General features: G+C 69.8%; 7 protein-coding genes. 4 read left to right on the top strand and 3 right to left on the bottom strand.

The genetic code is table 11. The features are described from left to right. Positions 1-5: 5 nt before the first annotated feature. Positions 6-6,257 carry a protein kinase gene (locus ASC99_RS21515; protein ID WP_369825141.1) on the bottom strand — a complete coding sequence of 2,084 codons (6,252 nt, stop codon included), beginning with the start codon at positions 6,255-6,257 and terminating at the stop codon, positions 6-8. A gap of 272 nt (positions 6,258-6,529) precedes the next feature. On the opposite strand from ASC99_RS21515, the gene ASC99_RS21510 reads away from it, so the two are divergent. From ASC99_RS21510 to ASC99_RS21495, 4 genes are read left to right on the top strand one after another with little or no spacing between them, the layout of a single operon-like run. Then, positions 6,530-8,431 carry a sigma-70 family RNA polymerase sigma factor gene (locus ASC99_RS21510; protein WP_162257906.1) on the top strand — a complete coding sequence of 634 codons (1,902 nt, stop codon included), beginning with the start codon at positions 6,530-6,532 and terminating at the stop codon, positions 8,429-8,431. Between the two features lie 47 nt (positions 8,432-8,478). After that, entirely contained in the window at positions 8,479-11,595 is a 3,117-nt protein-coding gene (locus ASC99_RS21505; RefSeq protein WP_057234543.1) for a helicase-related protein, read from the top strand. Beyond that, the gene (gene drmB / locus ASC99_RS21500; RefSeq protein ID WP_057234541.1) at positions 11,592-13,433 is read left to right on the top strand and encodes a DUF1998 domain-containing protein; all 1,842 of its coding nucleotides are present in this window, start codon (positions 11,592-11,594) and stop codon (positions 13,431-13,433) included. Before ASC99_RS21505 ends, drmB begins: the two co-directional genes overlap by 4 nt. 8 nt (positions 13,434-13,441) lie before the next feature. After that, positions 13,442-14,530 (top strand): hypothetical protein, encoded by a 1,089-nt coding sequence (locus ASC99_RS21495; RefSeq protein ID WP_057234540.1) that lies wholly within the window; start codon positions 13,442-13,444, stop codon positions 14,528-14,530. Positions 14,531-14,534: 4 nt separating this feature from the next. On the opposite strand, the gene ASC99_RS21490 is transcribed toward ASC99_RS21495, so the two are convergent. After that, positions 14,535-15,065 (bottom strand): GNAT family N-acetyltransferase, encoded by a 531-nt coding sequence (locus tag ASC99_RS21490; RefSeq protein ID WP_057234538.1) that lies wholly within the window; start codon positions 15,063-15,065, stop codon positions 14,535-14,537. A gap of 47 nt (positions 15,066-15,112) precedes the next feature. Next, entirely contained in the window at positions 15,113-15,655 is a 543-nt protein-coding gene (locus ASC99_RS21485; protein WP_057234596.1) for a hypothetical protein, read from the bottom strand. Positions 15,656-15,738 lie beyond the last annotated feature (83 nt).

The raw sequence follows: 15,738 nt of genomic DNA, 5'->3' as shown, positions 1-15,738 counted from the left end.
GTCGGTCAGCTGGTCGGGTGAGCGGTGCCGAAGTACCGGGAGTGGCCGGCCACGACTGCATCCCAGTCGCCACCGTACGGGAAGCGGATCACGTCCCAGGTGGCATCGAGCAAGCGCTCCTCGGCGTCCTCGTCCCGCAGGGCGGAAACCTCGTTGTCGGCGTCGTCGACGAAGACGGCAAGCTTCACGCCGGGCATGCGGTACACGAAGTCGGGCATGGCGTTCGCCTCGGTGACCAAGGTCCGCGTCTCGTCGGGGAGCCGGAGGCCACGGTCCTTGAGCCAGGTCAGCAGGTCATGCTCCCGCGAGGGCTCCTCCTGATCAGCCGACCTGGCCGGTCCGGCCTGCGTGGGCTCCGGCGGCTGCCCGGCGAGCAGCCGCCGGAACTGCTCGGTGCGGGACTCGCCGCGCGCATCCCGCACCGCCTCCGCCGACGTGAGCCGGAGCAGCAGGGCGCGGATGGTGCGACGGTCGATCAGCGCGTGGTTGAGCTGGTTGCCGTACGTCAGCAGGCACTCGTAGCAGCCCCGCTCGCACTGGCGGTCCGGGTGCGGCCCGCCCAGGTCGACGCCGTGCTCGTCGAAATGACAGATCGCCAGTGCCTGGCGGGCGGCCTTGGCGAGCGCGTCCGGCTCGGACTGGAGGCGGCGGAGCACACCCGCCCCGCCTTCGGCCGCCTCCGTGAAGAGGATGCGGTTGCGCGGGCCGTCGTTCGGCGGGAGGAGCTCGCTGCTGAGCTCGGAGTCCTCCAGTTCGAACGCGGCCTCGACACCGCGTTCCAGGGCGTACATCAGTGAGAGGGCGATCGGTTCGGGCAGCGGCTCATCGAGGGTGACGACGAGGATGTTGCGACTGTCCTGCACGTAGGGGATGACGCGCTTCTTGCGACGCTTCTCGTTACCGTCGGAGTCGACCACGGGCAGCTCGCCGGAGTCGCCGGAGGCATCGGAGGCATCGCGGTCGTTCATCCAGCGGCCGTCGGCGACGTCGAGCCAGTAGCCGGCCGGGTCGTCCTTCTTCGCCCGCAGTCGGCCGACGTTGGTGATCCGGACAGTCGCCGAGTCACCGTACGCCAGCAGTGCGAGCGGACCGGAGTCGTCGGAGAGCCTGGCATCCTGGCGGCCCTTGCGAGTGCCGTGGTCCTGGAAGGCGTACGAGGTCTCCAGCTTGAAGCCGGCCCTGCGCCGCTCCTCCTCGTCGGAGGAGATCCGCTCTCGGCGCTGGGTGTAGACGGTGTGCAGCTGGAGCAGGCCGTAGGTGGCCGAACCGAGCCGTTCGCCGCACATCTCACAGCGGTCGGCCCGCTCACGCGGGTCGTGGTGGTACCCGCAGTGATCGCAGCGGCGGGCCTCACTGGTCGTCACATCACCGGCGGTGTCCGGCGGCAGCTGGATGCGTGTGACCTGATAGCGGGCGCCCTCGTGGTAGATCAGCGCGCCCGGGCCGAACTCGCGGATAGCGAGGAAGCGAGGGCGCTGCAGGTAGTCGCCCTCGCCCTGGCGACGGCCGGTCGTCGGGATGTAGGCGGCGAGCGGCAGCCGGGGGAAGGAGTAGCCGGGCAGGAAGCCCTCGGAGGCGAGGTAGCGGTACGGGTTGAAGTCGGAGAGGACGGACCTGTTCTCCACACTCTCGTTCTTGAGCAGATTGAGCTGGGTCTCGGCCTCCCGGCGGCGGCCCACCGCACGCTTGTGGTCGCCGTCGGTGAGGCTGTGGTCCAGGACGCGCTTGTTCTGGACGTACTGGTCGTCGAGAGCCGCGCGGAAGAGGTCGCGCCAGCGGTCGAAGGCTTCGTTGAACCGCACGGGGGCGGTCCGCACCCGGTCCTCGATCCACCGCTCGTCCCACCAGGTGGTGCCGGCGAAGTCGGACAGCAGCGGACCGAGGACCTGGTAGGCGGCTGCGATCGTCCGGGTCTGCGCATCGGCGTCCCACGAGGCGGCATGGATGCCGGGGTGCAGCTCCAGGGCCGGCTTGGGGCGGTCGCCGGTCGCCGGATACGAGACGTCGAGGACCTCGGTGACCGCCCGGCCGAGCTTGAGCCCGGCCTCGGCCAGCCAGATGCCCTGGAGGTGGGAGAGGACCAGGTCCTCGTTGGCGAGGTCGAGACGGGGCGGGGCGACCGCTCCTGCGACCATCCGCTCGGAGCGGCGGAAGTAGTACTGGTCATGACTGTTGCCGGTGGCGCAGTACGTGGTGACGAGAGCGGGCTGGCCGCTGCGGCCCGCTCGGCCGGAGCGCTGCGCGTAGTTGGCGGGCGTCGGCGGGACGTTGCGCATCATGACGGCGTTGAGCGAGGAGATGTCGACGCCGAGCTCCATCGTCGGCGAGCAGTACAGCAGCTTCAACTCGGCCTTGCGGAAGGCCTCTTCACGCTTCTCCCGCTCCTTCGGATCCACCTGGGCGGTGTGCTCGCGGGCGAACAACCCAGCGAGCGCTCCGGCCGCGTTCTGATAGAGGTCACGGAAGAAGGTGTTCACACGGGGACCGTCGCCGCTGGCGTAGGTGCGGGTGAGCGGGTCGTGGGCACCGCGCTCGCCCTTGCCCGCACGCCAGATCAGGGACTGGGCAGCCACCCGGTAGCCGGTGACGGCCGGCCCGGAGGGACCGCGGAAGCGGCCGGAGCGCTGCGGCGCCGCCGAGACCTCCTTGACCAGGCCCGCCTTGCTGAGCACCTTCAGGAGCTCCTCGATGACCAGCTGCAGATCTGTCTTGTCCAGCTCCTGGAACACCCGGTCGGTACGCCGCAGGTACTTGCCGAACTTGCCCGCAGCGGACAGGAACAGGCCGGACCGGTCAAGACCGGGGCGCGACGGCTGAGGGTATGCGGTGCCGACCTTGGGGCTGTCGGTCTTCGTCAGCACCCACGGGTCGATGAGGCGTTCCTCACTGGCCCGTTGCAACGAGTCGAAGTCGTCGCGGAAGTACTGGACATCGATGGCAAGAGAGCGGCGCATCTCGTCGAGGAGCGCCTTCATGATCTCGGCGCGCAGCGCCGGGTCGGCGTCGCGCAGCGCCTGGTGGGTGCGGTCCCAACGCTCCTGACGCTCCGCCACCCAGACGAGGTCCGCGTAGTCGATCTCCAGCAGGCCCGTCTGCTCCAGGTTGGGCATCGTGATGCGCCAGCCCCGCTCCAGGTCGAGATAGAGCCGGAAGGCAATCACGTCGCGCAGTGTCTTGGCCGCGTTCCGGGCCAGCGCCGGCGGCAGGTCCACCGCATCGCCGGCGTACTCGGTCGGATCCAACGCGAGCGCGTTCGCGACCGCGGAGGCCAGCTGCTCGTGGTTGACACCGTCCTCGCCAGCTTCGGAGGCCGCCCTGAAGAGGGCTCCGCGCAGCTGGGTGATCTGCACGAAGTCATTGAAGTGACCGGCCTGGAGAGAGGCGTCCTGACGGTTGTCGACAAACGTGAGGAGCTTGCGCGCCTCCTTCTCCAAGACCTCCTCGGGCACCGACTTCAGCGAACGGACCACCGAAGCCGAGATCAGCGAGGTCGCCGATGACCGGCCCTCCTGATCAAGGGTCGCCAGCTTGGCGAAGTCCTTGCCGCGCGTCTGCTCGTAGGCGACGCCACAGTGCAGGCAGAACAGGAACGGGGACGGGATGAAGGCCGCCTGCAACTCGCCATAGCCCTCGGTCCCGTACGGGTCGACCGTGACGGCACGCGGCACCCGGTCACGGTGCGACTTCCTGACGACCTCTTGCCCCTTGTCGTCGATCTCCAGCCAGGACTCCGGAAGTCGACGGTCCGCGATCGCCACCTCGGGGCTGAACGGCCAGGGACGGTCATGATCCACGTAGAGGTAGCCATCGCCCTGGCGACCGCCGGTGGCCGCGGTGTCACGGCGCGCCTCGTAGCGGACCTCGCCGTCCTTCTCCGTCCGCCATACCGTCAGATACTCCTGCCCGCACTCACGGCAGAACGCGAGCGGCATCAGCAACTTGCCACCGGATCCGGGCTGTTCGAGCTGGTAGGCCCGAGTACGGTGCCGGGAGGCCTTGTCCTCCAGGGTGACGTACACGGTGTCGCCCTTGGAGAGGAACTGATGCAGCCGAAACGCGAACAACGGCCGCTCGGTGACGGGATGAAGAGCCCGCGAGCCGGCCTCCAAGGTGGCCCGGATCGCGGCTGCACATTGCTCGGCGGGGACTCCGCTCTGCTCGGCCAGGTCGGCGGCGGCTTCCTCGATCTTGGCGGGCCGCTGACGGACCAGCCGACCGGTGGCCTCGTCGGTGGCCAGACCGAAGCGGGTCTCGACCCAACGTGCGAGCGGGTCGCCGGTGAGCTCGGTGTACGCGCGCGGAGCCGCCGGGGCCGTCAGCCGCTCGGGGGCGACCGTCTCCGGAGCCTCACCGGTGGCCCGGACCAGGGTCTCGCCGATGACGTGCGCCGGATCGACCCTGATACCGAAGAGGGTGGAAGCGACATGCGCGACGACCTTCTTCTGATCCTCCGACGTGCCTTCGGTAGACATGGTCGCGGAGGTGCCCACACACTGCAGCCGGTCGGCCTGGCAGGCCTCGCGGACGCGGCGGATGAGCAGCGCGACATCAGCACCCTGACGCCCGCGGTAGGTGTGCAGCTCATCGAAGACCAGAAACTCCAGGCCCTTGGCCATCGCGACCAGGCTCTTGCGGTCGTCGGGCCGCGTGAGCATCAGCTCCAGCATCACGTAGTTGGTCAGCAGGATGTCCGGCGGATTGTCCCGAATCTCCTTGCGGCGGGCATCGTCCTCCTGCCCGGTGTAGCGAGCGAAGGTGACAGGCTCGCGGCCCTCGCCGTAGCCGTCCCGCAGATACTTCTCCAGTTCCTTGAGCTGACTGTTGGCGAGGGCGTTCATCGGATAGACGATGATCGCCCGCACCCGCTTGGCGACGCCCCGCCCCTCGACCTGACGGTCCTTCAGGACCTTGTCGACGATCGGCACGATGTACCCGAGCGACTTGCCGGAGCCGGTGCCGGTGGTCAGCACGTACGAGGCCCCGGCCTGGGCCGCATCCACTGCTTCACGCTGGTGCTGATGCAGCGTCAACGGGCGGCCATCGCAGACCGTACCGCCCTCGGTCTTCCGTGCCTGGAAGATCCGCGCGCATTCCTCGTGCAGCACTCCCTGGCCGGCGAGCTCCAGGACGGTGCCTCCACCGGCGAAGAACGGGTTCAGCGAGAGCCACGGGTCAGGCCACTGCGACTTGGCGTTCAGGTCCTCCTCGACGAACTCGGCGATCCGATCGTCGCGAATGACCGTCCCCCCTTCGGTGAAGGAGCGATAATCCTCGATGAGCTTGCGGTGGACACCGAACACGTCCATTCCGCCGGTGACGGCAGGCCTGCTGCCTTCGTCGCGGGCGGGCGACCCGACGGGACCGACAGGTCCGGCGGACTGGGCGGTGCGCAGCACGCGGACGGGGTCGAACGCACTCCAGGAGAGCAGCTGCGAGATTTCGCCTTCCGAACCGACCAGCGGCAGGAGAGCGTCACGGACATCGATAGCATCGGCAGGACGGTCGACCGGCTGCTTGGCGAGCAGGCGCTCGACAAGTCGCGCCAGCTCGGTGGGGACGTCCTGCCGGATCAGCCGTACCGGGGTCGGCGCATCCTCGATGTGCTTGCGCATCAGCTCGTACGCAGCCTCGCCGACGAACGGCGCGACACCGGTGAGCATCTCGAAGAGCAGGCAGCCCAGGGCGTAGAGGTCGGCGGCCTGGGTGACCTGCTCGGCCTTGAACTGCTCGGGGGCCATGTAGCGGGCGGTGCCGACGGCGACGCCCGTGCTGGTCAGCCGGGCGTCCTCGGGGTCGTCGACGATACGGCCCATGCCGAAGTCCAGGACCTTGACGACACCGCCCCTGGTCAGCATGACGTTGGCGGGCTTCAGATCCCGGTGGACGACGCCGGCCGCGTGGGCGGCGGACAGCCCGTCGGCGATCTGGGCACCGATCGCGGCCACCCAGGCGACCGGCAGCCGGCGCTCCTCCTCGATGAGGTCCCGGAGGACCTCACCGTCCAGGAGCTCCATCGCAAGATAGGGCAGGCCACCGTGGGAGTCGTCCACACCGCCATCGATCAGGCGGGACAGGTGCGGGTGGTCCAGGCGGCGCATGATGCGCACTTCCCGGGCGAAACGCTCGACAGCCTTCAGGTCGCCACGCGTGTCGACGGCGACACCGGAACGGCGGCGAAGGATCGTCTTGACGGCGACCACACGTTCCGGGGCTCCCTCGGTGAACCGAAGGTCCTCGGCTCTGTGCACTTCCCCCATGTTGCCGGAGCCGATCACCCCTACCAGGCGAAACCGGCCGCCGATCAACTCCACGTCCACTGCCGCTCCTCCGTACGTATGCCCACCGGATCCACGCCGCACCGCTCGCCGCACACCCGCGGCGGCCGGAGAGCACTCACGGCGGGACGGCGACACGACGAACCGTACACGAGCATGGGGTGCGCACACCAGGAGTTCAATCCGTTGACGCCGTCAACGGATAATGAGTAGGGTTCCCGTGTACTCCTTGAGGACAATGTCCCTGGATGCACTTGACCTACCGGGCCGCCGGCCTGGGCCGCCGCCGTGCGAGAGGCAGAAGAATGGATCGCCAGGTCCCGAGCCTGAAGGCTGCCCTCGGCCGGCTGTACGTCGATCTTCAGGCGAAGCAGGTGGGCGGGGCCGTGCCGTACCAGGTCTTCCGCGACGAGACCGAGAAGCTCGGCCTGAGCCAGGAAGAGCGCGCCCGTCTGGCTACCGCGCTCACCGGAATGAACCTCCGGATCAGTGAGCCGCCCAGGCCCGTCAGTCCTCCCGCACCCGCCCGGGAGCAGGCTTCGTCGTCCCGCCTCGACACCGCGCGCCGCCTGCTCGGCCGCTATGCCGACGGCCAAGGGCAGGCGTCCGCCCGGGCAGTTGAAGGCGTCGCCAGGTTGGCTGGGCTCTCCGCACAGGAGGCCGCCGAGCTGCAAGCCGGAGGGCCTGCCACCCGGCCGTCCGGGGGGCCTGCCTTGTCTCGGCCCACGCGTGAGATGCCGGCAGTGGCGCCGGCCGCGACCGTACCGCTCGCACCCGGTAACCTCCGGGCCGCCGTGGACGCCGCTCGGGCCGTGCTCACGGACGACCAGTTCACCCGTCGCCCGGCGAAGCGCATCCTCACCGCAGCGGAGGAGATCGGGCTGAGCGTGCTGCTGCGTGGCGGAACGAAGCAGGCCGACCGGGAACCGACGGACGCGGAGTTGGCCGAGCTCCGGCCGACGGACGAGCGCCGACGGGCACGCGACTGCCTGATCACGCACAACCAGGGCCTCGTCCATTCGATGGCACGACAGTTCCCTGACCAGGGCCTCGACTACGAGGACGTCGTCCAGCACGGGATGCTCGGTCTGCTACGCGCAGCACGGAAATTCGACCCACTCATGGGCTACAAGTTCTCCACCTATGCCACCCAGTGGGTCCGCCAGATGATCAGCCGAGGTGTCGCCGACGAGGGCAGCATCATCCGCATCCCCGTACATATGCACGAGTTGATGCAGAAGGTAGCTCGCACGGAGCGTACTCGTCTCTCCAGTGGGCTCTCGGTACGAGCCGCCGACGTGGCGGTGGCCTGCGATCTCAGCATCGCGAAGGTGGAGCAGATCCGGCGGCTCAGCCGCCGCACGGACTCACTGGACCGGATCGTCGGCGACGGCGTGCACCTCGGTGATCTCATCGAGGCCCGTACCGCGATTCCGAGCGTTGAACACACGGTCATCGACGCGCTGAGCAACGGAGAGATGCGCGAGGCCGTCGCCGCACTGCCCGAGCGCTACGCCCACATCATGACCAGGCGCTACGGCCTGGACGGCCAGGACCCCGCCACGTTGGACGAGATCGGGAAGGACTTCGAGGTCACCCGGGAGCGGGTCCGCCAACTGGAGCTGCGGCTCAAGCCCTTACTGCAGATCGCATTCGCGGACCCGACCGGCGATCCGTACCGAACGCTCCGGACGATGCTGACAGACCGGCGGCTCGATGCCGCCGGTTCCAACCCGGTGCACGCCATCTCGAAGGACCTCGCAGCCAAGGACTGGAGCGCCGGCCTGGGTGCGCTGCAGGCATTCCGCCGACGCGAGGGCGCATGCCTCCCGCCACCCGATCACGTGGAAGCAACGGTCCGGCTCGGTGAGTGGATCGAGCAGCAGCGCCGGGTCGGTGGCATCGACGGTGCCGAGCTGCTCACCCATCGCCGGGTCCTCCTCGAGTCGCTGGGTCTGTGCTGGGAGCACGGGCCGCAGGCCGCGCGGCCCTCCCCCCGTCGGCGCTCGCTGCGCCGAGTCATCCATCCGCAGCCCGTGACGCCACCTTCGCTGCCAACCGTGATCCCCTCACCCAGACCTCCGGGCCCGGCACCTGCGGTGGGCGCCGTGGTCACGGCGCGAGCGGTGGTCGACACCCAGCTCAGCCTCTGGTAGCAGCGCACCTGACCAAAACCCTCCGGCAATCGAGAACGGACAGCAGCGTGGAACCCAGAGACGAACTCGTCGACTACCTCCGGCGCCAGCTCGTCGGCCCTGCCCACGGGCCGGACGAGGTCCTCGACGCACCGCCCGACCGCCAGTACCTCATGGGCACGCTCTACGCTCAGGATGCCGATCTCCACCGGCAGTTGACCGTCTCCGCCGAGGAGACGGACGGCCCCGGCGCGGAGTCCGCCGGCACGGACACGAACCCGGCCACCGATCCGGTACCCGAGTCGAACGCCTGGCTGCCCTCCTCGCTCGGCCTGAGCTTCTACACCGACGCCTCGGTCATCGAGGTCAGCTGCGTCGGCGCCCGCTACGTGACCCAGCAGGGCGAACGGGGCCGGCGCTGGCAGCGGGTGGCGCTGCCGGACGAGTCGCACCTGCTCGGGCCGGACCGCGACCAGATCACCGTCCTCGACGGCCGGGCCGAGATCCGGCTGCGCCGGCGCGCCTTCGGTTCCGGGCAGTTGGTGACCGTCGCCCTGCTGAACACGGCCCGCACCGAGCAGGCGCTCGGCCGCGCGGCGCAGTGGGACCGGATGCTCTTCCAGGTCGGGCTGCACGCCAAGCCGCTGGACGGCTCGGTACTGCAGTACCCGAGTGTGCGCCTCGCCAGTCGGGACCTGGAGGAGCAGGAGCTCCGCCTCCAGTACCGCCACGTGCGCACCTACGCGGTCGGTCACGGCTGTGCGGTCGACGAGGAGTCGGACGGGAGCGGGCTGATCACCGGACTGCGGGCTGCGGTGATGCCGGAGGCAGACGTACCGGCCACCCGGGCGGCCGGTCTGACGGAGACACCGGTCCTGAACGTCCTGCATCTCGCGGACCCCCAGCTGCCCGCAGAGCACCTGCGGACCGAACTCACCGCGTTCACCGCGGACTACCGCTCGTGGTACGAGCAACAGTGCCGCACCAGTCTCCCCGGCTGGGGGCGCGAGGCAGCGGACCGCATCCTGAACCGCATCGGTGCGGCAGTCTCCCGGATGGAAGCCGGGGTGCGAACCCTCTGCGATCCGTCCCGCCCCGAGCTGCTCCACGCGTTCCGGACCGCCAACCGCGCGATGGCCCTCCAGATGCGCCACTCCGCCAGGGACCTGGCCGGGGAGCGCCGCAGCCGCCGCGACTCCGTGCCTCTCGATCCGGAGCCGGCGAAGGAGACCTCCTGGCGCCCCTTCCAGCTGGCGTTCTTCCTGCTGTCGCTGGACGGCGTCGCCGACCCCCGGCACCCCGACCGGCGGATCACCGACCTGATCTGGTTTCCCACCGGTGGTGGAAAGACGGAGGCCTACCTCCTCCTCGCCGCGTTCACGATGGTGCTGCGCCGCCGCGAACCCGACGGGGGCGGCACCGCGGTGCTGAGCCGGTACACGCTGAGCCTCCTGACGACCCAACAGTTCCAACGCGCGGCCACCACCGTGTGCGCCCTGGAGTCGCTGCGCCGAACCGCCCCGGACGTCTACGGTCGGGAGCCGTTCTCCGTCGGGCTGTGGGTCGGTGAGGCCACCTCGCCGAACTCGTACGAGGCCGCGTGCAGCGCCTTCGACGACGTGCGCGGCTCCGCCCGCCCGGAGGACGTGTTCATCCTGGACCGCTGCCCCTGGTGCGGCACGCGCATCCTGCCGTCCCACCGGTCGCCGGACAACGGCGACTACGGTGTGCGGGCCGCCCCCGACTCCTTCGCCTTCTACTGCCCCCGAGACGAGTGCACCTTCCACGACGAGCTGCCGATCGCCGTGGTGGACCAGCAACTGTACGACCACCCTCCGACGTTCGTACTCGGCACCGTCGACAAGTTCGCGCGCCTTGCCTGGGAGTCCCGCGCCGGCCGGCTCTTCGGCGCGGGCAGCCGGTGTCAGCCGCCCTCGCTGGTCATCCAGGACGAGCTGCACCTGCTCACCGGGCCGCTCGGCACGACGGTGGGACTGTACGAGTCGGCCGTGCTCGGCCTGTGCACCGACGCCGACGGCATCGGTCCCAAGGTGGTCGCATCCACCGCGACCATCCGCCGCTCGGGCGAACAGGTCCGCGCCCTGTACGGGGGCGAGGTCCAACTCTTCCCCCCGGCCGGACTCGATGCCCGCCACTCCTACTTCGCCGAGCCCGACACCTCCCGCCCCGGCCGCCGGTACGTCGGCGTGATGGCCCAGGGGCACACCGCCGGCCGGGCAGCCGTGACCACCGCCGCCGCCATGCTCCAAGGCGCGTGGGAGCTTCCTGACGAGCACCGGGACGAGTACTGGACGCTCGTCGCCTACCACCACAGCCTTCGCGAGCTGGGTCGTACGGTCACCGCGGCGGCCGACGACATCCCTGCTCAGCTCGCCGGACTCGATGCCGGCTTCGGCACCCGAAAGCTGACTGATCATCAGGTACAGGAGCTGACCAGCAACCTGCCACGCGCCGAGCAACCCGTCCTGCTCGACCGGCTGGAGAAGCCCTGGGACGACCCGCAGGCGGTTTCCTTCCTACCGTGCACCAACATGCTGTCGGTCGGCGTGGACGTGAAGCGACTCTCGCTGATGCTCATGCAGGGGCAGCCCAAGACGACAGCCGAGTACATCCAGGCCACCAGTCGCGTCGGGCGACACGCAGTGCCCGGTCTGGTCGTCGCCTTCTTCAACGCGACCCGGCCCCGCGACCGGTCGCACTACGAGACCTTCGACGTCTACCACCGTTCCCTGTACCGGCACGTCGAGCCGACCAGCGTCACACCGTGGTCCGTCCCTTCACGGCGACGTGCCCTGCACGCCGCGCTGGTGATTCTCGTACGCCATCAGCTCGGTCTCTCCGCCGAGAACCAGGCCGGACGCATCCTGGACGTGTTGCCGGCGACAGAGACGCTCACCGAGGCGCTGGTGGCACGGGCCGCCGCGTGCGATCCGCGCGCAGCGGACGGCATCCGCGAAGAGCTCGCCCGCCTGCTCGCCGAATGGGAACAGGCGGCGCACACGGCACGGGCGGACGGCAGAGAGCTGTACTACAGCAGTCAGGGCAAGGGCCAGACGAATCTGCTGAAGAGCTTCGAACAGTACGGCGGTCTGTGGGAGACCCCGAACTCCATGCGCAGTGTCGACCGGGAGTGCCAGGTGACAGTGAAGGGAACCGACCAGTGAGCAGGCGTCTGAGGGTCCGTCAGTCACAGACAGTGCTGCCGTTCGGGGTCGGCGCGGTCCTGGACGTCCAGGGCGAGTCGTTCGTCGCCGCCGGGATCGGCGACTGGCCCAGACAGCGCCAGAACGTCGAGTCGCCCCGGCTCGCCGCCCGGCTCGGCGTGACCGGCTTCTACGCGGCCCCACCCACGCTGAACGACCGCTACGACCGACCGGACGCACCCGGGGCGCCGTACATCCGCTTCCCCACCTGGCTGTTCTGCGGCTCGTGCCGGCGCATGGTGCGCTGGCGCATCGCCAACGAGAAAGCCGGCACCCCACCGCGCTGTCCCGCGTGCTCACCGGTACGTCAGCTGGTTCCCATGCGCTTCGTGCAGATCTGCGCGGGAGGGCACCTCGGGGATGTGGACTGGTGGTTCTGGGCGCACTCGCGCCGCACCCCGACCGAGCGTCAGACCTGCACCTCCCGCGAGCAGTTGCGGTTCCGGGTGTCCGAGCGGGCGGCCGGACTGGAGGCACTGTCCGTCGAGTGCACGGCGAAGGGATGTGACGGCGCCTCGCAGGACCTGCTGGACATCCTGGGGACCCATGGGATGCGCTGCTCAGGACGCAACCCGTGGCAGCGGGTCGGCGAGGCGGTGCCGTGCGTCCAACCGGTGCAGATCGTGCAGCGCACGGCGGGCAACCTCTACTACCCGGTGGTGCATTCCGCCCTCGACATCCCGGAGACCGACACCTCCGCCACCACGGACCAGAGCCTCGCCACCCGCGTACGCGACAACGACCTGTGGATCCCCCTGTGCCGTGCATCGCAGGGCCCCCGGTCCGGCACCTACCGCGACATCATCAAGGAGGAGACGGGAGCCGACGACGCGCTCCTGGACGCGCTCCTCGCCGAGGAGACGGGAAGTGTGCCGACGCCCGCCGACCAGGTCGCGGCCCCGGCCACCCGCCCCGATCTCAGCCGCGAGGAGTGGGAGGCATTCACCTCCCCCGCCCCACCGGTCACCCGGGACTTCGCGATCCGGGACACCACGCTCGGTCTGGCCCACGAGAACGCCGAGCCCTGGTCCGGGCTGCACCGCCGGATCGGCCGGATCGTGCTCGCCGACCGGCTGCGTGAGGTCCGGGCGCTCTCTGGCTTCAGCCGTGTGTCGCCGGACGCTGCCTTCGTACCGGCCGACACCGCGCGGCGACTCAAGTGGCTGCCTGCCGTGGAGGTGTTCGGGGAAGGCCTCTTCCTCACCCTGGACAAGGTCCAGCTCAACGGCTGGGAAGGCAACGACCACGTGCGTCGACGGGTCGCCGGGATGCGCGACGACCTGCACGGGTCGTTCCAGCAGGACCGGTTGGCGAGCCTGACCGGCAACGAACTCTCGCCCCGGTTCATCCTGCTCCACACCCTGGCCCATCTCCTCATCCGCCAGCTCGCGTTTGAGTCGGGATACACGACCGCCAGCCTGCGCGAGCGAGTCTACGCACGACCCGAGCACGACCAGTACGGGATCCTCGTCTACACCGCTGCAGGCGACGCCGAGGGCACTCTCGGCGGACTCGTCCAGCAAGGGGAGCCTCCCCGTCTGGCCGAGACCCTCCTGCGGACGATCGAGGCCGCCGCCTGGTGCTCCGCCGACCCGCTCTGCGCCGAACACACCGGTCAGGGCTTCGGCAACCTCAACCGAGCCGCCTGCCATGCCTGTGCCCTCCTGCCGGAGACCAGCTGCGAGACCGGCAACACTCTCCTGGACCGGGTACTCGTCGTCGGCGGCGAGCACGTACCCGGCTACTTCGAATCCGTCATCTCCGCCGCCCGCGTCGCGGCGGCCGCCACCTTGGAGTGACCGCCGTCATGACCATCACGTACCTCGACCTCACCAGCACCCAGCGCGCTTCACTGGACTCCCTTCCCTTCCACGGCAACCACCTGCTCAGCGGCCCGCCCGGCAGCGGCAAGAGCCTGCTGGCAGTCCAACGCGCGGTCATGCTCGCCCTCAACGGCGCGAAGCCCGTCCTCCTCACCCGCTCCAACCTGCTGCGCCAGTCCCTCGCGCCGACCGTCTCCGCGCTGGGCCCGAAGGATGAGGGAGTGGAGGTCTCAACTACGCACTCGTGGTTGGCCCAGTGGTACGGCTCAGACGCACCGCGCGCGGAGAACGGCTGGTACGACTGGCCGGCCTTCTACGAACGGGCCGCGCTCACTCCACCGGATGAAGCTCTCGCCTTCGTCGTGGACGAGGGTCAGGACATGCCTCCCGGCTTCTACCGACTGTGCCGCGTCCTGGGCATCCCCACGACGGTCTACGCCGACGAATGCCAGCGGCTCACCACGACTCACTCCACGCTCGCCGAAATCGGCAGCGGACTCGGAGACTGCACACGCCACGAGCTCGGCGGCAACCACCGCAACACCCGCCAGATCGCGGAGCTCGCCTCGGTCTTCCATACCGGCGCCCACCCGCCCCCACTCCCCGACCGCGAAGGGCCCCTCCCGCGCTTGCACCACCTCACCCGTCCCGGCAGCCTCACGGATCTGCTCGTCACCCTCGCCGAACGCCACCCCCGGCACAGCATCGGTGTCATCCTCGACTCCACTCAGGCCCAGTTCGACCTGCTGACCCGACTGGAGCGCCGGGCTCCCAGCCTGAAGCCCCAGCTCTACACTTCCCGGGCCACCGGCGGCCGCTACCGCACCCTCGACCTCACCCGACCCGGCATCGTCATCATCAACCGCGCCAGCGCAAAGGGCCTCGGCTTCGACACCGTCGTCATCCCCGACATCCACACCGACGCCGCCGTCGACACCACCTCCGCAGCGCTCAGGATGACCTACTACGTTCTGGCCACGCGAGCTCGGGAGGAGCTGCACTTCGGCTATGAGGGTGCCGCCGAAACGCCGTTGTTCGCGGGCGTGTCCCCGGGCAAGCTGCTCCGCCCATAGGACCTCAGGCGTACTGGGTCAGGTCGATCGCGTGGATGCTCAGCCGGTGACCGGTGACCGGGTCGGTGGTCTCGTGGTCGAGCTCCATGCCGAGCTTGCGCATCACGTTCTCGGAGGCGTCGTTGCCGACCCGGGCGATGCTGATCACCCGGTCCAGGCCGCGGTCCTCGAGGGCGAACTCCAGTGCGGCGTGGGCTGCTTCGGAGGCGTAGCCCTGGCCCCAGAACTGCCGGCCGAACCGCCAGCCGATCTCCACGGCGGGGAGCACCTCGGGCAGGAAGTACGGCACCGAGAGGCCGGCGAAGCCCGCCAGCTCGCCCGAGCTGAGCAGCTCGACGGCGAACAGGCCGAAGCCCTCGTCGTCCCAGCCGTCCTCCCAGCGCTCGATCGCCTCCGCCGTCTGCTCCAGGTCCAGCACGGAGCCGTCACCGATCCACTCCATGACCACCGGGTCCGCGTTGATCTCGGCCATCGGCGCGAGGTCGTACTCGGTCCAGCGGCGGAGCAGGAGTCGGGGGGTGCGAATCTCGGTCATACCCCCATCCTGTCGAACCCGGAGCCGATGCGGTAATCGGTGGTGGTTCAGCCGGCCGCCACGGGCTGGACCCGGCAGACCGAGCAGCGCTCCCGGCCGTCCCAGGCGGCCCAGCCGAAGACCGCCGGGGTGAGCGCCCTGCCCTCCAACTCCGCCCGGACCGCGACCCGGTACGCCCAGACCGCCTCGATGTACGGGTGGTAGGCGTCGTGGAAGGCCGCCGAGGACTGCGGCGCACCAGTGGCCACCACCCGGCGCAGCGCACGCAGTTGCTCGAACATCCGCTGGCCCGCACCGGCCACGGGTTCACTGGCGTCGATGTACAGCCGCTCGCGGACGTCGTAGATCCCGGAGTCCACCAGTACGGCCCGGCTGGCCGTCTCGGCCCGGCCGGCCGGCGCGGGGTCGGCCGAGTCCTGGGCGAGCTGGACCAGCTGCGCGTGTGCGGTGCCCGCGGCGGCGATGAAGGCGGTGTACACCTCCCGGCGGCGGGCGCCGAGACCACGGTCGTCCTCGTGCCGATTGCGCAGCCGGTCGGCCAGCACCGTGCCGGATATCGCGATCACGGCGCCGCCCAGCGTCGCGACCACGTACTCCCCCTGCCTGCCGACGGAGCTGGCACCGTAGCACCCGGGCACTGACGGATCGTCACCACGCCTTGGTCCGGCCGATG

Origin of the sequence: Kitasatospora sp. Root107 (assembly GCF_001424875.1) — a bacterium.
Classification (GTDB): domain Bacteria; phylum Actinomycetota; class Actinomycetes; order Streptomycetales; family Streptomycetaceae; genus Kitasatospora.
The sequence above is the reverse complement of the archived record's forward strand: the minus strand, read 5'-3'. Positions and strand labels throughout refer to the sequence as shown.